The organism is Pseudomonas extremorientalis (assembly GCF_024584605.1).
Lineage (GTDB): Bacteria > Pseudomonadota > Gammaproteobacteria > Pseudomonadales > Pseudomonadaceae > Aquipseudomonas > Aquipseudomonas extremorientalis.
Genome location: NZ_CP089519.1, coordinates 3,397,464 through 3,420,894 on the forward strand (window position 1 = coordinate 3,397,464; position 23,431 = coordinate 3,420,894).

General features: G+C 58.7%; 23 protein-coding genes and 3 pseudogenes. 19 read left to right on the forward strand and 7 right to left on the reverse strand.

Annotated elements, in window-relative coordinates:
• Positions 1–106: 106 nt before the first annotated feature.
• Complete coding sequence (locus LUU92_RS15055) at positions 107–1,273, reverse strand: MFS transporter (RefSeq protein WP_102593287.1); 1,167 nt, start codon at positions 1,271–1,273, stop codon at positions 107–109.
• 94 nt (positions 1,274–1,367) lie between these two features.
• Here LUU92_RS15055 and LUU92_RS15060 point away from each other — a divergent pair, with 94 nt between their 5' ends.
• Complete coding sequence (locus LUU92_RS15060) at positions 1,368–2,261, forward strand: LysR family transcriptional regulator (RefSeq protein WP_257102201.1); 894 nt, start codon at positions 1,368–1,370, stop codon at positions 2,259–2,261.
• Here the strand turns inward: LUU92_RS15060 and LUU92_RS15065 are convergent.
• Positions 2,256–3,029 carry an NAD(P)-binding domain-containing protein gene (locus LUU92_RS15065; protein ID WP_257102202.1) on the reverse strand — a complete coding sequence of 258 codons (774 nt, stop codon included), beginning with the start codon at positions 3,027–3,029 and terminating at the stop codon, positions 2,256–2,258. The genes LUU92_RS15060 and LUU92_RS15065 overlap by 6 nt on opposite strands.
• Before the next feature lie 116 nt (positions 3,030–3,145).
• On the opposite strand from LUU92_RS15065, the gene LUU92_RS15070 reads away from it, so the two are divergent.
• Positions 3,146–3,502, forward strand: a complete 357-nt coding sequence (locus LUU92_RS15070; protein ID WP_071488143.1) for a VOC family protein — start codon at positions 3,146–3,148, stop codon at positions 3,500–3,502.
• 58 nt (positions 3,503–3,560) lie between these two features.
• Here the strand turns inward: LUU92_RS15070 and LUU92_RS15075 are convergent, their stop codons facing one another.
• Positions 3,561–4,571, reverse strand: coding sequence for a zinc-dependent alcohol dehydrogenase family protein (locus tag LUU92_RS15075; protein ID WP_257102203.1), 1,011 nt, complete (start codon positions 4,569–4,571; stop codon positions 3,561–3,563).
• 170 nt (positions 4,572–4,741) lie between these two features.
• Between LUU92_RS15075 and LUU92_RS15080 the strand changes: the two genes are divergently transcribed.
• The 8 genes and pseudogenes from LUU92_RS15080 (at position 4,742) to LUU92_RS15110 (ending at position 11,178) form a co-directional block, all read left to right on the forward strand.
• Entirely contained in the window at positions 4,742–5,674 is a 933-nt protein-coding gene (locus LUU92_RS15080) for a LysR family transcriptional regulator (protein WP_071488250.1), read from the forward strand.
• Positions 5,675–5,777: 103 nt separating this feature from the next.
• Positions 5,778–6,416: a hypothetical protein gene (locus LUU92_RS15085; RefSeq protein WP_071488141.1), complete on the forward strand. Its 639-nt coding sequence runs from the start codon at positions 5,778–5,780 to the stop codon at positions 6,414–6,416.
• A gap of 84 nt (positions 6,417–6,500) precedes the next feature.
• Positions 6,501–7,055 (forward strand): ATP-binding protein, encoded by a 555-nt coding sequence (locus LUU92_RS15090; RefSeq protein ID WP_257103858.1) that lies wholly within the window; start codon positions 6,501–6,503, stop codon positions 7,053–7,055.
• Between the two features lie 108 nt (positions 7,056–7,163).
• A pseudogene (locus LUU92_RS15095) lies at positions 7,164–7,349 on the forward strand (LysE family transporter); the annotation flags it as partial.
• Between the two features lie 324 nt (positions 7,350–7,673).
• A pseudogene (locus LUU92_RS29230) lies at positions 7,674–8,456 on the forward strand (MCP four helix bundle domain-containing protein); the annotation flags it as partial.
• The gene (locus LUU92_RS29235) at positions 8,448–9,311 is read left to right on the forward strand and encodes a methyl-accepting chemotaxis protein (RefSeq protein ID WP_371322058.1); all 864 of its coding nucleotides are present in this window, start codon (positions 8,448–8,450) and stop codon (positions 9,309–9,311) included. The pseudogene LUU92_RS29230 and the gene LUU92_RS29235, both read left to right, overlap by 9 nt.
• 272 nt (positions 9,312–9,583) lie before the next feature.
• The gene (hchA, locus tag LUU92_RS15105; protein WP_071488138.1) at positions 9,584–10,462 is read left to right on the forward strand and encodes a glyoxalase III HchA; all 879 of its coding nucleotides are present in this window, start codon (positions 9,584–9,586) and stop codon (positions 10,460–10,462) included.
• Positions 10,459–11,178, forward strand: a complete 720-nt coding sequence (locus LUU92_RS15110) for a PA1136 family autoinducer-binding transcriptional regulator (RefSeq protein WP_257102204.1) — start codon at positions 10,459–10,461, stop codon at positions 11,176–11,178. Before hchA ends, LUU92_RS15110 begins: the two co-directional genes overlap by 4 nt.
• Positions 11,179–11,298: 120 nt before the next feature.
• Here LUU92_RS15110 and LUU92_RS15115 read toward each other — a convergent pair whose 3' ends face one another.
• Entirely contained in the window at positions 11,299–11,649 is a 351-nt protein-coding gene (locus LUU92_RS15115) for a hypothetical protein (protein ID WP_071488136.1), read from the reverse strand.
• Between the two features lie 237 nt (positions 11,650–11,886).
• Between LUU92_RS15115 and LUU92_RS15120 the strand changes: the two genes are divergently transcribed.
• Positions 11,887–12,789 carry an alpha/beta fold hydrolase gene (locus tag LUU92_RS15120; RefSeq protein WP_071488135.1) on the forward strand — a complete coding sequence of 301 codons (903 nt, stop codon included), beginning with the start codon at positions 11,887–11,889 and terminating at the stop codon, positions 12,787–12,789.
• Positions 12,790–12,954: 165 nt separating this feature from the next.
• On the opposite strand, the gene LUU92_RS15125 is transcribed toward LUU92_RS15120, so the two are convergent.
• On the reverse strand, positions 12,955–13,392 hold the full coding sequence (locus LUU92_RS15125) for a hypothetical protein (protein ID WP_231999500.1): 438 nt from the start codon (positions 13,390–13,392) through the stop codon (positions 12,955–12,957).
• A 162-nt stretch (positions 13,393–13,554) separates the two neighbouring features.
• A pseudogene (locus LUU92_RS15130) lies at positions 13,555–14,660 on the reverse strand (Y-family DNA polymerase); the annotation flags it as partial.
• 345 nt (positions 14,661–15,005) lie between these two features.
• Between LUU92_RS15130 and LUU92_RS15135 the strand changes: the two are divergent.
• From LUU92_RS15135 to LUU92_RS15150, 4 genes are all read left to right on the forward strand, one after another.
• Positions 15,006–15,305 (forward strand): hypothetical protein, encoded by a 300-nt coding sequence (locus LUU92_RS15135; protein WP_071488133.1) that lies wholly within the window; start codon positions 15,006–15,008, stop codon positions 15,303–15,305.
• Between the two features lie 109 nt (positions 15,306–15,414).
• Positions 15,415–16,035, forward strand: a complete 621-nt coding sequence (locus LUU92_RS15140; RefSeq protein ID WP_257102205.1) for a LysE family translocator — start codon at positions 15,415–15,417, stop codon at positions 16,033–16,035.
• A gap of 3 nt (positions 16,036–16,038) precedes the next feature.
• Positions 16,039–16,431: an ester cyclase gene (locus tag LUU92_RS15145; RefSeq protein ID WP_071488131.1), complete on the forward strand. Its 393-nt coding sequence runs from the start codon at positions 16,039–16,041 to the stop codon at positions 16,429–16,431.
• Between the two features lie 34 nt (positions 16,432–16,465).
• A complete protein-coding gene (locus tag LUU92_RS15150) occupies positions 16,466–16,948 on the forward strand; it encodes a VOC family protein (protein WP_092243970.1) in 483 nt (160 codons plus the stop codon).
• Here the strand turns inward: LUU92_RS15150 and LUU92_RS15155 are convergent.
• Positions 16,945–17,841 carry an SGNH/GDSL hydrolase family protein gene (locus LUU92_RS15155; RefSeq protein ID WP_257102206.1) on the reverse strand — a complete coding sequence of 299 codons (897 nt, stop codon included), beginning with the start codon at positions 17,839–17,841 and terminating at the stop codon, positions 16,945–16,947. The genes LUU92_RS15150 and LUU92_RS15155 overlap by 4 nt on opposite strands.
• A gap of 208 nt (positions 17,842–18,049) precedes the next feature.
• On the opposite strand from LUU92_RS15155, the gene LUU92_RS15160 reads away from it, so the two are divergent.
• The 4 genes from LUU92_RS15160 (at position 18,050) to LUU92_RS15175 (ending at position 23,254) form a co-directional block, all read left to right on the forward strand.
• A complete protein-coding gene (locus LUU92_RS15160) occupies positions 18,050–19,441 on the forward strand; it encodes a hypothetical protein (RefSeq protein ID WP_257102207.1) in 1,392 nt (463 codons plus the stop codon).
• Between the two features lie 293 nt (positions 19,442–19,734).
• On the forward strand, positions 19,735–20,598 hold the full coding sequence (gene dapA / locus LUU92_RS15165; protein ID WP_222539620.1) for a 4-hydroxy-tetrahydrodipicolinate synthase: 864 nt from the start codon (positions 19,735–19,737) through the stop codon (positions 20,596–20,598).
• A 116-nt stretch (positions 20,599–20,714) separates the two neighbouring features.
• A complete protein-coding gene (locus tag LUU92_RS15170) occupies positions 20,715–22,091 on the forward strand; it encodes a pyridoxal-phosphate dependent enzyme (RefSeq protein ID WP_257102208.1) in 1,377 nt (458 codons plus the stop codon).
• On the forward strand, positions 22,088–23,254 hold the full coding sequence (locus LUU92_RS15175) for a cystathionine gamma-synthase (RefSeq protein ID WP_257102209.1): 1,167 nt from the start codon (positions 22,088–22,090) through the stop codon (positions 23,252–23,254). Before LUU92_RS15170 ends, LUU92_RS15175 begins: the two co-directional genes overlap by 4 nt.
• Positions 23,255–23,431: the final 177 nt, after the last annotated feature.

Genomic DNA, 23,431 nt, shown 5'->3' on the forward strand with positions numbered 1-23,431 from the left:
GCCACTGGACGCAGGTAGGATCAGTTCGACACCTGCCTGCTGCCGCATCCAGACCATCAACAGCGTTTTCTGCAGGCGCCGCAGTGAACCCTTTGGTGCGCATCTGCTAAACCGCCGCAGCCATGCGCGCTCTAGAACCCCAGGCGAACGTCACGACCATCAGCAACCCCATGCCCGCCATCGCCGCGCCGGCCAGGGAAATCGCCGGGTAGCCCAGCCCTGCGTTGATCACTGCTCCCCCCACCGCTGCACCAATCGCGTTGCCGAAGTTGAAGGCGCCGATGTTCACGGCCGAGGCCAGGTTCGGCGCATCTTTGGCCGCTTCCATCACACGCATCTGCAACGGCGGCACAACGGCGAAGCTGGCGATACCCCAGATGAGGATGCTCACCGCTGCCGGTATCGGCCAACGCATCAGGAATGCAAAGGCCAGCAGGACCAGAATCAGTGCGCTCAGCGAGACGATCAGGGTCCGGTCGATCGAGCGATCTGCCGCCTTGCCACCCCATACATTGCCCAGGGTCAACCCGACGCCGAACAGCACCAGCATGGCCGTGATAAAGGGGGTAGACGCATGGGTCTCGTTGCTCAGGATCGGCGCGATGTAGGTAAACACGGTGAACATAGCACCGGAACCCACCACGGTCAGGGCCAGAGCCGCCAGTACCGAACCACGCCCCAGCACCTTGATTTCGGCCAGCACACCGTCGCTTTTCGGCAGCGGCAGGTCAGGCAGCGCGAACCACAGCGCGACCATGGTCACCAGGCCCAGTCCGCCAATGCCCCAGAACGCCGTACGCCAGCCAAGCAGTTCACCCAACCAGGTCGCCAGTGGCACGCCACCAATGGTCGCCAGGGTCAGGCCCATAAACATCGCGGCGACGGCTCCGGCGCGCTTGTCCGGCGCGACCACACTGGCCGCGACGATGGAACCGACACCAAAAAACGCGCCGTGGTTGAGCGAAGTGATGACGCGGGCAATCAACAGATCGTAATAGCCGGTTGCAAGCGCCGACATCACGTTACCCAGGGTGAAAATGGCCATAAGCCCGACCAGCAAGTGACGACGGGGAATCTTGCCAGTGGTCAAGATCATCAGTGGCGCACCGAACAATACCCCCAGGGCGTAGGCGCTGACCAACAGCCCCGCAGTGGGAATCGAAACGCCCAGGTCATTGGCGATGGTGGGCAACATGCCCATGGGCGCGAACTCAGTGACGCCAATGCCAAAGGCACCGACAGCAAGGGCTACAAGGGGTGGATTGATACGCATGGAAGACTCCTCATTTATGCCGCAAATGCTACGATCAACGCTTTGACGGCACTAGACCGTTTAATTGGCAATCACCTTTGCGCGCGAGGCAAAAATGGATTTCAACGGCAGATCGGGTGAGATGGCGGTATTCGCGATGGTGGCGCAGGAAGGCAGCTTGTCGGCAGCAGCGCGGGCATTACGATTGACGCCCTCGGCCGTCAGCCGCGTCATCGCACGCACAGAACAACGCCTGGGCACCCGTCTGTTGATTCGTACGACCCGCGCCCTCGCCTTCACAGCCGAAGGCGAGGCGTACCTTCGCGGCGCCCGGCGCATCCTGGCCGACATGGCGGAAGTCGAAGACGCCATCGCCGACCAGGGCGCGCCCAAAGGCCGGCTGCGGGTCAGTGCGGCCCTGGGCCACGGCCGCATGGCCATCGTGCCGTTGGTGGCGGCGTTCAGCGCGCGCTACCCAAACATTGTGGTGGACCTGACCTTAGGCGACGAAGTGGTCGACATCCTCGGCGGCCAGGCTGACATCGCGATCCGCTTTGGCGACCTGCCAGACAGCCCGCTGACCGCGCGGCGCATCGGCGACACCGGCCAGGTCCTGGTGGCGTCGCCGGAGTACCTTGCGCAACACGGCACGCCTCTGGAACCCAACGACTTGCTGCGCCACAACTGCCTGCGCTTCAACTTCCGCCGCGCCCAATCCGACTGGCCCTTCGCCCGTGACGGTAGGGAGTTTTCCCTGAAGATAAACGGCAATATCGAATGCAGCAGTGGCGAAGCCCTCGCTCAACTGGCGCGATTAGGCGCCGGTATCGCACGCATCGGCGAGTTCACGGTTGCACAAGACCTGCAACGCGGTCACCTGGTGCCCCTGCTGGAATCCTGGAACCCCGGCGACCGGGAGCCGATCCACGTGGTGTTTGTCGGCGGTGCGAGCATGCCAGCGCGGATCCGCGTGTTTGTGGACTTTTTGCTGGAGCATCACCGGCTATAAACGTGCAGGCTCATGCAGCCGCTCAAGCACCTCGTCAGCCGCCTCGCGCCATGCCTGCGTCGCGCCATTGTTTCTCAACACCTCCAACCCGGCCGCCGTAAAGGTGCCCGGTGTGGCAATGGCGCTACCCAATGCTGCCAGACTCGCGGATGGCTGGTGGCGGGCGCTGGCCAGACAGTCTTGCAGGTTGCCCATCACCAGTTGGGCGGCCTGGTCCTTGGACAGGCCTTTGTCGGTAAACCACTGCTGAAGATCACTCAGGAAGAAATAGAACCAGCCGCTCATGCAGGCCGCGACAGTGGCCAGTTCGAACGCCTCTTCCTCGTCCAATACAACCAATGAACCGAGCGCGCCCAGCAGCGTTGCATGGGGTTCGCCACCGGGCGTGACCACCACGGTCGCCTGGTTGATCTGCGCGGCATAGGACAGCATGGCGCGCACCACACGCGCTTGCGGGAACCGGCGTTGAAGCTCGGTCAGCTTCAATCCCGCCACCAGCGACACCAGCGTTTGCTCAGGTCTGAGCTGCACTTCATTCGAAAGCTGATCGACCACCTCCGGGCGCACGCCCAGGACCAACAAGTCCGCCCCATCGACAACCTGTTGATTGTCAGCCATCACCTCACAGTCCCACTGTTCAGCGAGTTGCTGCGCACGTTGGTGGTTACGCGGGGACAGCAGCACCCGCCCGCCAAACTCGCTGCGCCGCAGGCCGATCACCACCTTTTCCGTCAGCTCACCGACGCCCAGGATTCCAATCTTCAGCACGCTGTCCGCTCCGATTAATTCTGTAGTCGAGTGCATCATAGGCACGATTGCTGTCTTCATGCAGGCAGGCGTTCACGCTACACTCGCCGCTCTTAACATCGGCCAGGAAGGCAAGCATGAGCACTCAAGGGAAAGACCGGCAAATCGACAACATCGAATTCAACGTCAGCGATATTGCCCGCAGCAAAGCCTTCTACGGCGGCGCGTTCGGCTGGACGTTTGTCGATTACGGCCCCACCTATACCGAGTTCAGCGATGGGCGTCTGACTGGCGGGTTCACCTCGGGGGAGCCGGTTCGGCCGGGTGGGCCTCTGGTCATTTTGTACGCCGATGACCTCGAGGCCACGCAGCAGCGACTCAAAAGCCTGGGGGCTGTCATCACCCGCGAGACATTTTCGTTCCCTGGTGGACGCAGGTTCCACTTTACCGATCCGGATGGCTATGAACTGGCGGTGTGGAACGCTGATCAATAGGTCTCTTTGCGAGATCGGGGCGTCGCTGTCGGCTGCGGCTACCGCCCCTTTTTACGTATCAATCGACCTTTATGACGACCTTCCCGAACGCACCTTTGGCCAGATGCTCATAAGCTTCACGCGCTTTTTCGAACGGGTACACCTTATCGATCACGGGACGAATACCGTGTCGTTCAAGGAACACATTCATCCGGTCGAAAGATGAGCGTGGCGCCACGGCAATACCGCGAAGGGTGGTCTGACGGAATATAAGCGGCATCAGGTTGAGTTCCACGGTCTGCCCCGTCAAAAAGCCGATCTGTGCAATACGTCCGGAGGCCTTGGTTGCTACGACCGATTGGTTGATGCCGCTGCCACCGGCCACATCGAGCAGCAGATCGACACCTTTGCCATCAGTGAGTCCAAGCACCTCATCCGCCCAGTTCGGCGAGGTTCGGTAATTGATGCCCGCGACCGCGCCCAAACGTTTTACCGCTTGAAGATTCTCGTCACTGCTCGACGTTGCGATCACTTTCGCCCCCAGCGCTGTTGCGATCTGCACCGCAAATATAGACACGCCCCCGGTACCCTGGACTAACACAGTTTGACCCGGCTGGATGTGCCCGAAGTCGACCAGCGAGTACCAGGCGGTCAGTGCCGCGATCGGCAGCGTGGCCGCCTCCTCATCGGTCATGTTGGCGGGCGCGGCCACGGCACTGTCTTCGTGGATGATCATGTAATCAGCCAATCCGCCAGGCAATGGCGAGCCGAAACAATAGTCCGGTTCGTTTGGCCCTGGCTCGCCATCCAGCCAGCGCGAGTAGAGGTGCGAGTTGACCCGGTCACCTATGTTGAAGCGCGTGACGCCGGCACCGACTGCGACCACGGTGCCGGCCGCGTCGCTGACCGGGATCAGCAGCTTGGGCACCTTGTGCGGCTCGTAGATACCATCAACGATGGCCTTGTCGCGAAAGTTCAGCGACACCGCGCCGACCTTTACCAGAAGCTCGCCCGCCTTGGGTTGAGGGGTCGGTACCTCTGCGAGTTGCAGGTTGTTCAATCCGAAATCTTTTAACTGCCAGGCTCTCATGATGAATCTCCCACTCCACTTAATGGTTGCCAACCGAGGCCGGTTCGCCTTGGACACATCTTTCGTGATTAGAGACGCGCAATAAATGCACTGGAAAAGACATGATTGTTCTATTCTTTAGCAACAATCATTGGCAGCGCTTCGTTTCACTCGGGCGCATCGGAGACATCATGGAATTGCTGCAATCGATGCGACTATTCGCCCGCCTGGCCGAACTCGGCAGCTTCACAAAAGCAGCCGAATCGCTGGACATCGGTCGACCCCAGGTCACTCGATATATCCAGGAACTGGAGACGTCATTGGGCGTGCGCCTGTTCCAGCGCACCACGCGAAAGGTCGCACTGACCGCCGAGGGCGAGCGGTTCTATGAACGCGTGCAGGACATTCTTGCGCAGATCTCCGCTGCGACCACGATGTTCGACCGCGGCGGAGCGACACTCGTGGGCCGTCTGCGCATTGATATTCCCACGGCTTTCGCGCAAATGGAGTTCATCAAAAGTCTCAAAGGATTCACCGCTGCGTTCCCGGGTATCAACATCGTGCTGGGCGCCACCGACCGAGCCGTTGACCTGATAGGCGAAGGCATCGATTGTGCGTTGCGTATCGGTGATTTGCCGGACTCGACCCTGATCGCCCGCCCTATCGCATTGGCAACCATGGTGACCTGCGCAGCCCCTGAGTACTTGCACACCCAAGGCCTGCCTGAAACGCTCGACGATCTGGCCGCCCACCGAGGCGTCAACTTTTTATCCGGGCAGAGCAACAGGACACTGCCTTGGCACTTTTCAGTCAACGGACAGAGCCGGACATTTATCAGTAATGCCGGCATCACCGTCACCGAGTCGAACGCGTATGTGCAGTGCGGCGTGTCCGGCTTCGGCATCATCCAGGCGCCCGGTATAACCGTTGCCGAGCATCTGGACAGCGGCGCTTTGGTGGAGATATTAAGGCCCTATCGGCCAGCCCCTCGCCCGGTGTCGCTGCTGTACCCAAGCCGAACTCACTTGGCGCCCCAGGTGCAGGTTTTTATCGATTGGCTGCAGAAGCATTTCCCGCAGTTGCATGCTGCGTGGCTGGAGACCCCCACCCCTCTGCGCCTCTAGCCGTAAACCTAGCCGCCGGTGAGTTCAATTTGAACGCAAGCCAAGGCGCGCCCTTCATAGTATGGTTGCGCCCACCAACCATCACAGGACTTGAAGGTTACCCATGCGTTCTCTCTTTCCCCTGGCCCTCAGCTTGACGCTACTCGGCTGCGCCACCACCAAAACCGACGTGCGTAACGAAACCCAAATCAGCCAATACGACCCGGCCAACTCGGCCCGAATCCGGTTTATTACGGGTGACACCACCAACGCGGGTTTCCTCAGCGGCCAGACGTGCGAGATGTTTTACAACAAGTCCCTGCTGACCCAAACACCCGAAGAAGCTGGGTGGCAAAAAGCCCATATCGACTCGGCGGGGCTCTACCCGTTCAGGACCACCGACAGCCAGAACAGCGTGATTGGCATGCCTGCCAGCAAGGCAAGCAAAGCCATCAACCAGTCACCCAAAGTGTTTGACGAGCACGTCATTCCAGCGGGTAAACCCTTTATTGCAGGGTTCGCCATGGGCGGTTCGCAAATGTCCTGTTTTCCCGCGCCTGTCACACTCATTCCCGAGCCCGGTAAAGACTATGAAATGGAACTTCAGATGCTCAAAATCAGCACGTTCAAGGGAGGTTGCGTGATTGCCGTTCGCCAACTCTCGGTTCAGGGCAATGCCACTGTTGAAACACCGCTGAGGCCGCAGGTGTGTGCCAAGACGCCATCGGGTTGGTACACCGTCAATCCAGCACCTTTGCCCTGATAGGCCACAGTGGGACGAAATAGTCGTCCTATTTGTAGGGCAGCTTCCTGACCTGGAGCGAGGTTTGTATTCATGGAAGAAAAGATGCGGATTTACATCACAGGCGCTTCGTGTGCGGGCGTGACGACGCTGGGCCGAAACATCTCCACTCGGCTCGGTATCGGGCAGGTCGATGTCGACGATTACTACTGGATGCCCACAAACCCTCCATTCACAACAAAGCGACCTCCCGGCGACCGCGTTGCCCTGATGCAACAAGCACTCGGTGACGACAACTGGGTGCTGACCGGTTCGTGCATGATCTGGGGCGATGCGTTGATCGCCGATGCTGACTTGATTGTGTTTGTGGTCACACCCACGCCCGTTCGCCTCGAACGGTTGGCGGCCCGCGAAAAGGCCCGCTTTGGCGATCGGATCACACCCGGTGGTGATATGCATGCGATACACGCGGCCTTCCGGGAATGGGCTTCGCAATACGACGACCCGAATTTCTCAGGGCGCAACCGGGCGTGGCACGAATCATGGCTGTCACAGCAGACGGTACCGGTCTTACAGATTAACGGGATGCGCAGTGCTGAACAGATGGCCGCTGAAGTCGATCAGGCGGTGTCGCAAATGCCGAAACAGCTCAAAACATGAACGGCTGAGACTGTCCAACGACTTCCACTCCCCTTATCCTCACACCTCCCCGCACCCGCGAACCCGGAGCCGCCATGGACCTCGCCACCCTCGCCCTCTTTCTCCCCGGCGGTGGTGTTGCAGACGTCGGAGTTGTTGTTCTACGGGATCAAGATTCTGGGAGCGGCGTAACTGTTTTACCTGGCGTTGCAGTTGTGGCGCGCGAATCCCGAGGCTGAGGCGCAGGCGAGTACGGCCAAGGTCGGTTTGTGGGCATTGGCACGGCAGGGATTTTTAGTGGCGGCGGGCAAGCCAGGCGATGCTCAATATAAACTTGTATGACAGACTACTTTCGGCCCTTTACGGCCGTTGAAGTAGGCAATCGCCTGGCTTACATTCGCTTAAAACCCGGGTTAAATTATTTAAACCCTATCATTTATGCATGCGCTATCGACTCGATAGAAATTCTATTGTGTTGTCTCGTTCAGCTGTTGATTACTATCAAAAAACCAGCCTCCGCCTTAAAAAAGGTCATTTATCAGGACAATAAAATAAAAATTATAGTTATGGGTTTTTCTTCCGACACAGTACTCGCACCAAGCCTGATTGGATAACCAATTAATAATTTTCGAGAGTCTTATGGACACATTACGTAGAACCAAGCTTTCCTCGCGACTGATTTCTGCTTTTTTAGTGTGCGCAATGATCACCTTAGGAGTGGGATTCTTAGGCTATTCAGGTATCACTAAGCAAAAAGAAGCAATAGAAGGCATTGTAAGCAATAATTTAATTTCTGTTTATAATACAGCTAATGCCCGCGCAAGTGTTTTTTCGTACTCCAGATCTTTACACGCTGCTCTACTCTACAAGTACGCAAAAGAAGATCTTAAATTTGACACTGCTGTTCAATCCATGTCTGAAAACGAGAAAGAGGCTGACCGACTTTTCAAGGAGTACCGACAGACTCCTCTCGCTGATGACGAGCGTGCGGCAGGTGATCAGTTCGAAAAAAACTGGCCAGCCTATTTGCAGGATGCACGCACAGTGATCGAATTAGCTAAGGCAGGTGATATTGATGGCGCTACCAAGATTTTCCAGGAGAAAGTCTCGCCGGCATTCAAGGGAGTAAGTGATAATCTTCAAGTTATTGTTGCTTCCAACTATCGCCAAAGCGGTGAGGTAGCAGATGCAGCAAAGGCCGAGACAAAGAGTGCTTACTGGATATTGGGTATAGGTGTAATAATTGCCTTCCTAGCAGCCATCGCTTTGGGACTGATTATCACACGTTCAATCACTCTTCCTCTATCCATCGCGTTGCGAAGCGCTGAGGAAGTGGCTGATGGTGACCTTTCTAAACACATTGTAATCAGTGGACGAGATGAAGTCGGTGTACTGCTGAGCGCACTCGATAAAATGCAGAATAACCTACGAACTACGGTAAGCGAAATTGGCAGCGCTGCTGACCAATTGGCCTCTGCATCTGAAGAGCTAAACGCGGTTACTGAAGAAAGCTCACGCGGCCTGACGCGGCAGAATGATGAGATTCAGCAAGCTGCGACGGCGGTGAACGAAATGACTGCAGCCGTGGATGAAGTCGCCAGAAATGCGGCGGGTGCCTCTGAAGCCTCAGAGCAAGCCAGCCGCAATGCTGTAGAAGGTCGTGATCAGGTACGCAGAGCTGTTAATTCAGTTGGATTGATGGCGGATGAGATTTCAAATTCAACTGCCAAAGTTGAGGTGCTTGCCACCCGCATCAACGAGATCACTAAAGTTCTTGATGTGATCAGAGCCATTGCCGAGCAGACTAACCTCTTGGCCTTGAACGCAGCCATCGAAGCGGCCAGGGCGGGTGAGCAAGGGCGTGGGTTCGCTGTTGTAGCGGATGAGGTGCGCGCTCTTGCCCATAGGACCCAAGCATCGACGGCGGACATTGAATCGATGATGCAACAGGTGCGCTCTGGAGCTGATGAAGCCGTCTTCGCGATGAATAAAAGTAAAGAGCTGGCAGCCGATACGCGGGCGCAGTCCGTGGAGGCTGGCCAGGCTCTTGAACGAATCACCGAGGGTGTTTCAACCATCAGTGAAAGGAACCTCGTGATCGCAAGTGCCGCTGAAGAACAGGCTCAGGTTGCACGTGAGGTTGATCGTAATCTGATAAACATTCAGGACCTTTCAACACAAACAGCGGCCGGAGCACATCAAACCAATGCTTCAAGCTACGAATTGTCGCGCTTGGCCACATCCTTTGGCGTGTTGATTAGTCGATTTAAAGTTTGAGTAATGAACGGTCCTTTCTGTTCCGCTCATACTCGTCTCGGATAAGCCCCACTAACCAGCAAATTGCTGCCTGTCGTAAAGGGCCGGTAGCGGTTGCTTGCATACGTCCGCTTATGGCCGATTGCTGCCTGTCGTGAGGGGCAGCAAGCGGCCAAAAGCAACTGATCGGTATTGGGTGTGGAAAATTTCTTTGAGGGAAAACCCTCATTGCTGGGCCTGCGTCACGCTATTAGCATTGATTTCGGCAATCGGCCCATTCGTAGGAGAAAACCATGACTACCTTGCAGAGTGACGACAAGCGCCCTACTCCGGATCGGGCGGAGGACAATGCCTTTTTCCCCTCTCCATACTCGCTAAGCCAATTTACCTCGCCAAAATCTGATTTGAGTGACGCGGATTACCCTAATCCTTACCAAGGGGGCCGCTGGAAGATTTTGCTGATCGGCGCCGACGAGCGCTATTTACTGACCGATAACGGCACCATGTTTTCCACCGGTAATCACCCGGTCGAGACGTTGCTACCCATGTACCACCTCCACAAAGCCGGTTTCGCGTTCGACGTTGCGACTCTGTCAGGCAATCCGGTGAAGTTCGAGTTCTGGGCCATGCCTTCCGAAGATACCGAGGTAAAGAATTTCTACGCCAAATACCGCGAACAGTTCAAAACACCCTTGAAGCTTTCCGATGTGGTCGAAAAGGCTCTGGGAGAGGATTCGGATTACATCGGCGTTTTTATACCTGGCGGGCACGGCGCGCTGATTGGATTGCCGGAGAGTGCCGACGTGAAAGCGGCATTGCATTGGGCAATCACCAACGACAAATTTGTGATTTCCCTATGTCACGGCCCAGCAGCAATGCTCGCGGCGGGCATTGGCGAGTCGAGGAACACCTACATTTTCAACGGCTACAAGATCTGCGCATTTCCAGACAGTCTCGACGCAAAGACGCCCGACATCGGTTATATGCCTGGGCATCTGACCTGGAAATTTGGTGAGCAATTGAAAGCCCTGGGAGTTGAGATCGTCAATCAGGATATTTCAGGTGCAACGCTCCAAGACCGCAAGCTGCTGACCGGCGACAGCCCATTGGCAGGCAATAATCTGGGCAAGTTGGCAGCTCAAGCATTGTTGAAAGAGGTCGCATCGGAGTGAGCGAATGGCCGGCCGAAACGGCGATGCGAGCTGCTCTGGAGATAGAGTCGGCGCGAACGCTCGAATCAATCAAGAAAGCCGTCAGGGGTTTCGCCACACCCTACGGCTATGATCGATTCGTGCTGTTTTCTGCATCGACGGCAAGTGAAGAAGTGGTTGAGCATATCTACTGGGTCGAAGGCAATTGGTTCGATAACGGTCAAGCGGTGGATGCCGAGACTTATGTTCGACATTGTCCGGTAACTCGCCACCTTCTTAATGCTCGGCAATCCTTCTTCTGGCAGAAAGAGCAAGTCAAGGGAGAAGAGCGTTACCGGGTGATTCGTTCTCCAGGTGAACCAGGGATTCAGGGGTTACAGGTGCCAGTTTTCGGCCCGCAAGGGCTTGAGGGCGCGATGAGCTTGGGGGGGGAGCCGGTGGATGGAAGCGCGCGGGTTCGCTTGGGACTCAGCCTAGTTGCGACGGCCGCTTTTTTCGCAGCTCGGCGGTTGCTTGAGGCTCCACTGGACGAAGCGTTAAGAAGCCTTTCCCCGCGAGAGCGCGAAGTCCTGGAATGGACGGCTGCAGGAAGACGGCAAGCGGATATTGCAGCAACTCTCGGTTTGTCGGAGCGTACGGTTGAAAATCACCTGCGCTCAGCGCGCCGACGTCTAGGCGTGACGACGACGGCACAAGCCATCAGGATGGCCATCCGTAACGGCGAAATCGATGGTTAACAACGCGGCGAGATCGAGTAGTGGACGGTTTGGACCTCCGAGTAATTTCCTTAATCGGCTGATCTGAATGTCGGCTATTGGCCGAAAGCAGCCAAAGCGGACATTCGTGTGTATCAACGCCTAGTCGCTGGGCGCGGTAACCAGGGTGTTGTCAGATACCGAAAATGCGTGAGTCTGAAGGGAGTCGCAAAGCTCTGACAGAAGCGCCAGAAAAACATTGAAGGATGAGTCGGACCAATCTGTGCCGAATCTGAGTGATAAATGGATGGACGTCACCGGTTTTCCTGAATGGCTTCCTTCAACCGTGAATGACTCATCCTTTGCGAATATCCCTTGAATACACCCAGGAAACACCTGCGCCAGAGATCTGAGGACCGATGCTTCATCCCCGATTTCAAGCACTTCATCGACGTTTGCCAAATCATCAGTGCCAGGCCCCATCGGCTTTAAGATGATGATGTCGTAGCTCATGCGCTTTCTTTACTCCATCCCGTGCGTGTGACTCATGATACCTGCGAGAGGAGGTATGCGAATGTTGTCGATCAGTCATTGGCTTGCAGGTCTTCGCTTGAGGGCGAGAGCAGTCATGAATGGCAACGAGCGACCCGGAGCTGACGCTAAGGATTGCAGGCGGGCATAGTTTTCCCGCGCCTCCGTGTGCCGTTATGTTATGTAGTGCAAACATTTTTTTCGGTCAAAGGAATGGCTATGAACCCCTTGAGCTCACTCGTCGGCGTGATCGGCGCCACTTTGTCGCTGGTGACAGCATCACCTGCCCTGTCTGTGTCCCTGTCACCAGTAACGGTCAAACAGGGGCATATCTCCGTGCTGGTCGAAGGCTCGGGACCTGACATTGTATTGATTCCAGGATTGGCTTCGTCCTACGAAGTATGGGCTGATTTGGCATCCAGATTACGACAGACCCACCGTCTCCATCTCGTACAGGTAGCTGGCTTTGCCGGTTCGCCTGCCGTATCCGATCCAGACAGGAAAGTAGCAGCGCCCACAGCCGAGGCGATTGCTGAATATATCCGCAGCCAGCGCCTCGAGGCGCCGGACATCATCGGTCATTCGTTGGGTGGTGAGGTGGCATTGATGCTTGGCGCTCGTCATCCCGACCAGGTTGGACGCCTGATGATTGTCGATGCTCTGCCTTTTTATACGTTGCTGATCGCCCCCTCTGCGACCAGTGAAGCAGCTATCCCGCATGCAGCTGCGACGCGCGATGCGATGATAGCGGCAACACCTGAGCAGGCCGAAGCCATGCAGCATGCGTCCATCGCCCGACTCGTCAAAACTGAAGCGTTCAGGCCAAGCTTGGCTGCAGCGGGGATGAGCTCGGACCGAAAGACCGTAGCCGATGCCATGTACGAACTGATGGTCACTGACCTACGGCCTGAGCTTGGACGCATCAAGGCGCCGGTCGAGGTTGTCTATGCCTACGACCCGCTTTACGGTATCGATGCGTCCAACGTTGATGCAATGTACCGTAACGCCTATGTTTCGACCCCAAACATCAGCTTCCGGCGCATTGACGGAAGTTTTCACTTCATCATGCTCGATCAGTCAGAACTGTTCGCCGCTGCTGTCATCGAGTTCCTAAACCAGTGAGCGGCAGTATGGGGATTGCAACAGTGACGAATCGCCGCAAACGGGGAAGTGAATTCGTTACCGTGCTTGCGTGTCACTGACCGTCCGCTTTTGGCCGACTGCTGCCGGTTGTGAGGGGGAGGAAACGGCCAAAGGCTGCCTGTCGTAATCGCCCTATAGCTGTCATTAAATTGAGGTAACGAAGCGGGTTTCGAGGCCTACACTTACTGGCGGTAGCGCATTAATCAATACGACGGCGTCGTCGCCCTGGTTAAGGTAGATCAATGAGTCTCCGGTCTCGAACGTAACTCTGAATCCGGCCAGCCAAGGCTCTTGCCCGTTGAGAGAGTCAAGAATTCCCTCAACTGCGCAAATTTTTGTGTTCTCGAGGTGGGTTGCTGATAGACCTGCAAGTAGGTTTTCCCTATTCCAGGAGCAGGTCACGTTCGGCTCTATCTCGAAGGAAACCGGCGTATCAGAAGGCAACAAGTCCGCGCCTACTCTATCGCCATCACTCAAGAGATACATGGATAAAACTTCTCGCTCGCCAAAACGCCACTCTAGAGAACCTACGTATCCCAGATCTTTCTCGTCGTTGAAATAGTACTGATAGTGCAGCAGCACGCTCAGCCGCTTTCCCAAAAGCGAACGTGCGTTTTGCAGGTCTAGGGCAGCTCTTGTAGGGGATGGGGAGTGTCGGCTAGACATCGGGCACCTCATACAGGTGGGAAGAGAGGCAGATACTACACAAACGCCATTACGTCCGCTTCTGTCCGAAAGCTGTCGCTACCTACAGGCGACGGACCAAAGCTGATCGAGCTTCGTCGTATAACTCTGACTCATCATATCGCGGCGCATGCCCCAATCAGAATCTGCCGGCACACAAGCCGAGCGCAACGTTCCCCTACCCCATCGCTCATTGATCTGGTCCATGACCGTCATCACCCGAGTCGCCTCCGCCGGCTGTGATACAGCAAACAAATCATCGGTGTACTCTCCAGGCTGGCAGAGGTTCAGCAACATCACCTCAACCTTGCTGTACTTAAACCTAGTCGAAATATCCGATCAAGCGCACCCAGCGCCGCTTGAGTAAGCAGCCGCACGTCATCAGTGGGATATGGCATATCCACCACCACCCCATTGGCATACTTCGCCTCCTCCGGATTGAACATGCCAGTTCGAATGCACACGCGTACCTTCTTACACAGCGATTTCTGAGCGCGGAGCTTCTCAGAGGCACGCATCATGTAGGTGGCCACCGCCTCTCTTATTGGCGGCAGCTCTGTCAGCCTCATGCCGAACATGCGGCTGCAGCAGATCTCCTGCTTTGGAGGATCCGGCTCATCCAGTTCCAGGCAAGGCGTGCCGCCCAACTCCCTGGCAGTCTTCTCGATCACAATGCTGAACTTCTTACGGAGCGTCCAAGGATCGGCCTTAGCCAGGTCCATAGCCGACTTGATACCCATGGCATCAAGATGGAGTTTCATCTTTCGACCGACACCCCACACTTCCGCCACGTCCGTATTGCGTAGCACCCAGTCACGCTTAACCGGATCGGTGATGTTGACCACCCCACCGGTTTGGGATTGCAGGCGCTTCGCGGTGTGGTTTGCCAGCTTCGCCAGAGTCTTTGTGTGAGCGATACCAACACCGACAGGGATACCCGTGCAGCGAAGCACCTGGGCACGAATCTGCCGGCCTAAGGCATCCAACTCACCAATACCAGTCAGGTCGGCGGACGCCTCGTCGATGCTGTACACCTCAACCGCCGGCACCATCGCCTCGATCAGGCTCATCATGCGTTCGCTCATGTCGCCGTACAGCGCATAGTTGGAGGAGAACGGGACAATGCCGTGCTGCTTGAGCTTGTGCTTGATCTGGAAATACCGCTCTAGACTAAGCAGTCCTGGACAATATGACCCTATGTGCGGCTTTGTGCGCCACCATACTCTTACAACCTTCCAGTTGCCCCCAAAAGCCAATGCCGCTTATAGTCCGCCCCGTCGCCCACATGGCGATCAGGTTTGGCGACCTGACTATCGGATGCAAGAGCACTGCGCTCTTTTGTAGAGGCTGTTGCACACCTGCAAAGTTGTCTCAATGGCGGCTGTGCGCGGGAGACCTTCGGGTCTGCCGGGTTTTCCGATACCGGTTCGCCAACCTGCGTACAGCTGTCACCCTATCGTTTGGCGACGATTAAGTGACGGTTAATGACTGCACTTATCGGAGTTTTCAAAATGGAACGTTACATCCCTCTCACTGGAATCGATCTGGTCCCAGCCTCTCTGTTCATTGACTCAGAAGCGCCGCTCGATGTACTGCAAGCGATGGCAGATTACCGCATTCGCACCGTCACTCAGGTGTTGGAAAACATTGCCTTTCGCAGCGAGTTGGAAGCTGATTCCGTCGTGCTTTCTGACTTCGCGCAGTTGCTGGCTATCCCCTTGCGAGATGGCTGCGACCTGATGGATATCATTGGGCAACGCTTACGGGCTGAGGTTTGTACCACTGACGAAGTACCTGCAAGCCAAAGCTAAGTCGGCTCACACGCGTGGGTGCCATCGCAGCCCCCACGCGCACATTGTCCAACCACCCCACTCCCCCTTATCCTCACACCTCCCCGTCCGCCGCGAACCCGGAGCTGCCATGGACCTCGCCACCCTCTCCCTTTTCCTCCCCGCCTGCTTCGCCCTGAACATGGCGCCGGGCCCGAACAACCTGCTGTCCGTGAGCAATGCCACTCGCTATGGCTATCGCACCTCATGCCTTGCCGGTATCGGTCGCCTGCTGGCCTTTGCCGGCATGATAGCCCTCGCCTCTGCAGGCTTGGCGGTGGTGCTGCAGACGTCGGAGCTGTTGTTCTACGGGATCAAGATTCTGGGAGCGGCGTATCTGTTTTACCTGGCGTTGCAGTTGTGGCGCGCGAATCCCGAGGCCGAGACGCAGGCAGGTACGGCCAAGGTCGGTTTGTGGGCACTGGCACGGCAGGAATTTTTAGTGGCGGCGGGCAATCCGAAGGCGATCCTGATCTTCACGGCCTTCCTGCCGCAATTCGTGGTGCCCGGCGAGCCGATCACGCCGCAGTTCGCGCTGCTGGGCGCGCTGTTCCTGGGACTGGAGTGGATCGCCATCAGTGCCTACGCCTATATGGGCCTGCATATGCGGCGCTGGTTTGCCGAGCCTCGGGGCAAGCGGATCTTCAATCGCTGCTGCGCCGGGTTGTTGTCGGCGGCGGCGTCGGTGTTGTTGATGGCGCGCAGGGCCTGAACGATGACTCGCGACGAACTCGCTGCCTTTTACCAAGGCTATATCGACTGCCTGAACCGTCAGGATTGGGAGCATTTGGGTGACTTCGTGCACCCGGACGTGACCTACAACGGCGAAGTCGTCGGCCTCGCCGGCTACCGCGCCATGCTGGAGCGGGATTTTCGCGAGATACCGGATCTGGTGTTCCGCATCCAGCTGCTGGTGGCCGACCCGCCGACCGTGGCCAGTCGCCTGAACTTCAAGGTCACGCCCAGGGGCGAGTTCTTCGGGTTGCCGATCAATGGACGCCAGGTGACGTTCGACGAAAATGTGTTCTATGAGGTGGTCGACGGCACGTTCGCCCACGTCTGGTCGGTGATCGACAAAGCGACCATCGCGCAGCAACTGGGCGGCTAAACTCCACAGGGCCATTCTCACGTGGAGACCGATCATGACCCACAAAAACACGCTCTGCCTCTGGTACAACGGCACCGCCCTTGAGGCCGCGACCTTCTATGCCCTGACCTTTCCGGACAGCCGGGTGAATGCCGTGCACCTGGCGCCCGGCGATTATCCGTCCGGCAAACAGGGCGATGTATTGACCGTGGACTTCACCGTCTTGGGCATCCCCTGCATCGGCCTCAACGGCGGGCCGATCTTCCCGCATACCGAGGCGTTTTCGTTCCAGGTGGCCACCGATGACCAGGCCGAAACCGACCGTTACTGGAACGCCATCGTCGGCAACGGCGGCCAGGAAAGCGCCTGCGGCTGGTGCAAGGACAAGTGGGGGCTGTCGTGGCAGATCACCCCACGCGTGCTGACCGATGCGGTGACCCACCCCGACCCGGCGACGGCAAAGCGCGCCTTTGACGCGATGATGACCATGAGAAAGATCGACATCGCGACGATTGAGGCGGCGATAGCGGCGGGCTAAGGCAGGGCATCCAGCATGGCGTTGGCCGCCAGGGCATGGACCTTGCGGGTGGGGTGCCATTCGTCCCAGTAATAATGCGCGTCGGGGTTGGCGCACACCGGTTCAGCCTCCGGATACGTGGCCTGGCACGGCGTATCGAGGTCGGTGAAACCATGGGCTGTCGGGTTGGCGCGCAGTGCGTCGCTGAAAGCCAGGTGGTCGAAGTAGCTGACCTTCGCCGTAGCGATCTGCGCCAGCACGGCCGGGAGTTTCTGCGCGAGCAACTGCTGGTATTTTTTCGCATTGTCGACCTGGTTGCCCTGCACCACCGCAGGCACATGGCTGAGGTCTGTGGTGCCCACCACCATCACATGCCGGGCACCCGCTGCCACCAGTTGCTCAGTGGCTTTGCGGATATTCGTCAGGCTCGATTCGCTCAGTGCCTCAAGGGTTTGCGAGTAGGAGAAGTCGGCCCACTCGAAAAAGTCATTGGCCGAGATGAAGATGAAGTACAGCGCCTTGGGGTCGGCCTTGTGGGACTTGGCAGCCTGCAAGTGCTCGGCGACCTGCCCCAGGACGCCGGTGTCCTGGGAAGGCATTATCCAGGCGTAGTAATTGCCGTGGCCACTTTTGGCGCCGCCCACCGCGTAGTCGGTCAGCGGTGTGTGCAGAGCCTGGGCCAGGCCCTCGACGGCGGTCGGGCCGTTGCTCCAGCGCCCCTTCCAGTACAGCGGCCCAGGCAACGCCTGGGCGTCCTTTATGTTCTGTGCGGCGAGCTGTGTGGTGAGCGCTTCGCCCGCGCCGTTGTCGGAATAGCTGTCACCGAAGGCATACAGGTGATCGTAGGTCGAGGCGCCAAAGGCGGTCGAGGCGGACAGGCTCAGCAGAGCGGCCAAACACGCACGTCGGATCATTGCGTTTCTCCCGGAATGTCTGCACAGACTATCGGTTGGCGGCAACCACACAGGAACGATTGCGACGCGCACATATCCAGCGGCGGCCACATCACGGCTGTACAGCAACCACCCGGCTGGTTAGGCTTGGCGCCTGCAACATCCCGTTAAAGTTTCCGCGTCACCCGCCGTCACCCTGACATCCCCGAATGGACTCAACGAGGCTCTCGTGCGTTTTATCACTCCGCTTTTGCTGATCGGTGGCATCGCCACCCTGGCCGGTTGTGCCACCCAGAAAACCCAGGTCGAAACCATGCTCGCCGGCGCCCTCGCCCAGCCCCTGGTGGAAAACAGCATCGTGCGCGAAGGCGACGTGCTCAGCTTCGAGCTGTTGATGCCTGGCGATCCGGGCGCCCTGCGCCGCACGTTGCAAGTCGAGGCCGCCTGTTCCTCGCCGCAACTGCACCTGCTGTACCTGGATGGTTCGCAACGGGTCTACCCCGCCAGTGCCGGCCGCTACAGTTCGCCCCGCAGCTTGTCGCCACAGCTGCGTGCAACCCTGGCCGCGAACCAGACCTTCGTCCGTGCCTGCGCCGAAACACCGAAGCCCGACTGGCGCCTGGTACAGACCAACGAGCGCGACAACCAGGTGCTGATCGACGCCAACAGTATCAAGAACGTCAACGGCGAAACGCGCTTCTGGGCCGCCTTCGACAACCCGAAGGTGCTCAACGACCTGCCCTACAACGCCCCGTACGCGCAAAAACGCGAGCACTTTGCGGTGTCGTGCAAAGGCGGCACCTACAAGCAATTGGCCGGCTACGACATGGATGCCGACAACCGCGTCAGCGACGGCCGGGTCGACAGTTTCCCTACGCCGCAGAACATCGCTGGCAGCAATGCCGACTACGAATTGCTGTTCAACAAAATCTGCGTCAGCCCGGAAAAGATCGCCGCACTGCCCGCGTTCAAGCCGCGCATGAAAGCACCGGCCACCATTGCCCTGACCTCGGTGCAACCGGCGGTGCTGGCGGCCATCGCCCAGTTGAACCTGGACAAGCCCACCCGCTCGTTCAAATACGTCCAGTTCGCGGGCACCAGCAACTACCGTGGCAAGACCAGCGATAACCAAAGCACGCAGTTCATCAGCCAGGACGCACCAAGCGGCCAGTTGGCCCTGGCCACCCGTGGCGACGGCTATGAGAGCCAGGCCGTGAGCTGGCGCAACCTGTTCCACCTGGTGTCCAAAGCCACCTATGGAGGTTCGGGCATGGCGGAAAGCTCGACCCTGACCCAACTGAGCTTCACCGGTAACTGGAAGGCCCTGCCCGTGGGCGAGACCGTCACCTACACCACCGTACGCTCCAGCCTCAACAGCCTGATCGGCAGCAGCACCAACACGCAGACCAACCGTTGCCAGGTCGAGCGTGAACTGCCGGCCAGCGAACTCAACGCGAAACTGGCGGGCAGCGCCAAGGCGTTGTCCTGCCGAACCGACGACGACAAGTACAAGCGCGTCAACCACCTGTACTTCCTGACCGACTACGCCTACTTCTTTGAATCGAGCACCGACAAGAACGAGTTTTTCTACTCTGACTCGCGTATCGATAAATTCGAATAAGCCCCGTTGACACACTCTGCAATATTCCATGAAGATGGAGGCCTTGTTCAGGGTGTGTCAGCTTATGTCCGCAATGCCTTCCGTTAACCGTTCCGTCATTGGCTTGATTGCCAAGGCGCAAGGTTGCGTTGCGCACGCCCTCAAATCGAAGAAACAGTCGCTCATGTGACCGGGGCGCGCTGTCCCGTCAGATGAGCTGACAGGACATTGAGCGCGACGGTCTACTCTCCCTTGCACAATTGCCCCTGCCCTTCTGACGGTGACTCAAGCGGTCAATCATCAGGAGAAAGTGCATGTCATCGTTTCAAGGTATCTGGGTTCCCGTGGTCACGCCGTTCCATGACGGCGCCATTGATTTCATTGGCCTGCACCGCCTGGTCAACCACCTGCTGGAAAAACACGTGGCCGGGATCATGGTGTGCACCACCACCGGCGAAGCGGCGTCGCTGAGTCGGCAGGAACAATTGGCGGTGCTCGATGCGGTGTTGCAATGGGTGCCGGCGCACCGCGTAGTGATGGGCCTGGCGGGCTATAACCAGATTGAGCTGCTGCACTTTCAGCGTGAAATCCTGCAACGCCCGGTGGCTGGGCTTTTGGTACCGGCGCCGAGTTACATCCGCCCGTCCCAGGCCGGCCTGGAAGCGTTCTTCCGCACCGTGGCCGATGCCTCCAGCGTACCGATCATTCTGTACGACATTCCCTACCGCACCGGCGCCACGTTCGAGCAGGCCACCTTGCTCAACATCGTCGCCCACGAACGCATCGTGGCGATCAAGGACTGTGGCGGCAACCTGGACAATACCCTCGCACTGCTGGCCAGCGGTGAGGTGGATGTGTTGTGTGGCGAAGACCTGCAGATCTTCAACGCGCTGTGCCTGGGCGCGACGGGCGCGATTGCAGCCTCGGCGCACGTCAACACGGAACAGTTCGTGGCGCTGTGCCAGCAAGTCCGCGACAACCAGTTGGCCGACGCGCGGGCAACGTTCATGCAGTTGGTGCCGCTGATCAACACGCTGTTCATGGAGCCCAACCCGGCACCGGTGAAAGCCGCCCTGGCCCTGCAAGGCTTGATCGGCAGCGAGTTGCGCGCACCGATGCAGGCAGCCAGCGTGGCAGTTGTCGCCCGTTTGCGGCAGGTGCAGAACCTGCTCGGCTAATGCGCCAAAAACAGACAACGAGCGGACCGTCCGGTTGCGACCGGACCGATCCCGGCCTATCGTCGAACCCAGGCTTTGCCTTTTGCTGTCCAACCCATCCGTATTCAGGTGACGACATGCCCACGCTGCCCCGCCCCGCCGTGCTCGAACTGATCGGCAACACGCCGCTGGTTCGGGTCAGCCGGTTCGATACCGGCCCTTGCACGCTGTTTCTCAAACTCGAATCCCAGAACCCCGGTGGCTCCATCAAGGACCGCATCGGCCTGGCCATGATCGACGCCGCCGAACGCGATGGCCGCCTGCGCCCCGGTGGCACCATCATCGAAGCCACCGCCGGCAACACCGGCCTGGGCCTGGCGCTGGTCGGCCGGGCCAAGGGCTATCGGGTGGTACTGGTGGTGCCCGACAAGATGTCCACGGAAAAAGTACTGCACCTCAAGGCCATGGGCGCGGAGGTGCATATCACCCGCTCCGATGTGGGCAAGGGCCACCCCGAGTATTACCAGGACGTGGCCGCACGCCTGGCCAGGGATATTCCGGATTCGTTCTTCGCCGACCAGTTCAACAACCCCGCCAACCCCCTGGCCCACGAAACCAGCACCGCGCCGGAGATCTGGGCACAAACCCAGCACGATGTGGATGCGATCGTGGTGGGCGTCGGCTCGGCCGGCACCCTCACCGGCCTGACGCGCTTCTTCAAGCGCGTGCAACCGGCACTGCACATGGTGCTTGCCGACCCGGTGGGTTCGGTGATGGCCGAATACAGCCGCAGCGGCAAGCTGGAAACGCCAGGCTCCTGGGCGGTAGAAGGCATCGGCGAAGACTTCATCCCGTCGATTGCCGACCTGTCCAGCGTGCGCCACGCCTATTCCATCAGCGATGAGGAAAGCTTCGATCACGCCCGGCAGTTGCTCAAGGCCGAGGGCATTCTCGGCGGTTCCTCCACCGGCACCCTGCTCGCCGCCGCCCTGCGTTATTGCCGCGAACAGACCACGCCCAAGCGTGTGGTCACCTTTGTCTGCGACACCGGCACGCGCTACCTGTCGAAGGTCTACAACGACCAATGGATGACCGACGCCGGCCTGTTGCACTACAAACACTACGGCGACCTGCGCGACCTGATTGCGCGGCGCTTCGAGGACGGCCGCGTGATCAGCGTGAGCCCCGACGACACCCTGCTCACCGCGTTCCAGCGCATGCGCCTGGCGGATGTCTCGCAACTCCCGGTACTGGTGGACGGCCAGCAACTGGTCGGTGTGATCGACGAATCCGATATCCTGCTCGGCCTGCACCAGGACGCCAGCCACTTCACCCTGAACGTCGCCAGCGCCATGACCACGTCCCTGCAAACCCTGGCCCCCAGCGCCAGCCTCGCGCAGTTGCAAGCGGAGCTGGATCGCGGCCTGGTCGCCATCATTGCCGACGCGTCGGGCTTCCATGGCCTGATCACCCGCGTCGACCTGCTCAACCACCTACGGAGATCCCTTGCATGAGTCAGTCCGATAAAAGTGCGTTTGCCACCCGCGTGATCCATGCCGGGCAATCTCCCGACCCAACCACCGGCGCGCTGATGCCGCCGATCTATGCCAACTCCACCTACCTGCAAGACAGCCCCGGCGTGCACAAGGGCTTTGACTATGGTCGCTCCCACAACCCTACGCGGTTTGCCCTGGAACGCTGCGTGGCCGACCTGGAAGGCGGCAGCCAGGCGTTTGCCTTTGCCTCCGGGCTGGCGGCGATTTCGACGGTGTTGGAGTTGCTGGACGCCGGCGTCCATGTCGTGTCCGGCAATGATTTGTACGGCGGCACCTTCCGCCTGTTCGACAAGGTGCGCCAACGCAGCGCCGGGCACCGCTTCAGCTTTGTCGACCTGAGTGACCTGTCGGCCTTTGAAGCGAGTCTGCAGGACGACACGCGCATGGTCTGGGTCGAAACCCCGAGCAACCCGCTGCTGAGCCTCACCGACCTCAGCGCCATCGCACGCATCTGCCGCGCTCGCGGGATCATCTGCGTGGCCGACAACACCTTCGCCAGCCCGTGGATCCAGCGCCCGCTGGAGCTGGGCTTTGATGTGGTGGTGCACTCCACCACCAAATACCTCAACGGCCATTCCGATGTGATCGGCGGCATTGCCATCGTCGGCGACAACCCCGAACTGGCCGAACGCCTGGGCTTTTTGCAGAACTCGGTCGGCGCCATTGCCGGGCCCTTCGACGCCTTCCTCACCCTGCGTGGCGTGAAAACCCTGGCACTGCGCATGGAGCGCCATTGCAGCAACGCCCTCGACCTGGCCACCTGGCTGGAACAACAGCCGCAAGTGGCGCGGGTTTACTACCCGGGCCTCGCGTCCCACCCGCAGCATGAACTGGCGCGCAAACAGATGCGGGGGTTTGGCGGGATGATTTCAATCGACCTGAACAGCGACCTGGCCGGCGCCAGGCGCTTCCTGGAAAACGTCAGGATCTTCGCCCTGGCCGAAAGCCTGGGTGGTGTGGAAAGCCTGATCGAACACCCGGCGATCATGACCCACGCCAGCATCCCGGCGGCGACACGGGCGCAACTGGGAATTGGCGATGGGTTGGTGCGGTTGTCGGTGGGGGTTGAGGATGTGGAGGATCTGCGCGCGGACCTGGCGCAGGCCCTGGCGCTCATATAAACAGCTTGCCTTGATCTATGTGGCGAGCAGCCTGGTTGTGGCGAGCGGGCTTGCCCCGCGTTGGGTAGCGAAGCCGCCCCAATAAAAAACGCCGCATTCTTTCAGGCAGAACGCGGCGTCTGGTTTTAGGGCTGCTTCGCCGCCCAACGCGGGGCAAGCCCGCTCGCCACAACAGGC

Coding starts and splice junctions, on each gene's coding strand:
- LUU92_RS15145 (WP_071488131.1), top strand. CDS start 16,039: ATGACTCGCGACGAACTCGCTGCCTTTTACCAAGGCTATATCGACTGC.
- LUU92_RS15055 (WP_102593287.1), bottom strand. CDS start 1,273: ATGCGTATCAATCCACCCCTTGTAGCCCTTGCTGTCGGTGCCTTTGGC.
- LUU92_RS15085 (WP_071488141.1), top strand. CDS start 5,778: ATGCGTTCTCTCTTTCCCCTGGCCCTCAGCTTGACGCTACTCGGCTGC.
- hchA (WP_071488138.1), top strand. CDS start 9,584: ATGACTACCTTGCAGAGTGACGACAAGCGCCCTACTCCGGATCGGGCG.
- LUU92_RS15135 (WP_071488133.1), top strand. CDS start 15,006: ATGGAACGTTACATCCCTCTCACTGGAATCGATCTGGTCCCAGCCTCT.
- LUU92_RS15075 (WP_257102203.1), bottom strand. CDS start 4,571: ATGAGAGCCTGGCAGTTAAAAGATTTCGGATTGAACAACCTGCAACTC.
- LUU92_RS15170 (WP_257102208.1), top strand. CDS start 20,715: ATGCCCACGCTGCCCCGCCCCGCCGTGCTCGAACTGATCGGCAACACG.
- LUU92_RS15155 (WP_257102206.1), bottom strand. CDS start 17,841: ATGATCCGACGTGCGTGTTTGGCCGCTCTGCTGAGCCTGTCCGCCTCG.
- LUU92_RS15140 (WP_257102205.1), top strand. CDS start 15,415: ATGGACCTCGCCACCCTCTCCCTTTTCCTCCCCGCCTGCTTCGCCCTG.
- LUU92_RS15115 (WP_071488136.1), bottom strand. CDS start 11,649: ATGAGCTACGACATCATCATCTTAAAGCCGATGGGGCCTGGCACTGAT.
- LUU92_RS15175 (WP_257102209.1), top strand. CDS start 22,088: ATGAGTCAGTCCGATAAAAGTGCGTTTGCCACCCGCGTGATCCATGCC.
- LUU92_RS29235 (WP_371322058.1), top strand. CDS start 8,448: ATGCAGAATAACCTACGAACTACGGTAAGCGAAATTGGCAGCGCTGCT.
- dapA (WP_222539620.1), top strand. CDS start 19,735: ATGTCATCGTTTCAAGGTATCTGGGTTCCCGTGGTCACGCCGTTCCAT.
- LUU92_RS15090 (WP_257103858.1), top strand. CDS start 6,501: ATGCGGATTTACATCACAGGCGCTTCGTGTGCGGGCGTGACGACGCTG.
- LUU92_RS15060 (WP_257102201.1), top strand. CDS start 1,368: ATGGATTTCAACGGCAGATCGGGTGAGATGGCGGTATTCGCGATGGTG.
- LUU92_RS15070 (WP_071488143.1), top strand. CDS start 3,146: ATGAGCACTCAAGGGAAAGACCGGCAAATCGACAACATCGAATTCAAC.
- LUU92_RS15150 (WP_092243970.1), top strand. CDS start 16,466: ATGACCCACAAAAACACGCTCTGCCTCTGGTACAACGGCACCGCCCTT.
- LUU92_RS15120 (WP_071488135.1), top strand. CDS start 11,887: ATGAACCCCTTGAGCTCACTCGTCGGCGTGATCGGCGCCACTTTGTCG.
- LUU92_RS15080 (WP_071488250.1), top strand. CDS start 4,742: ATGGAATTGCTGCAATCGATGCGACTATTCGCCCGCCTGGCCGAACTC.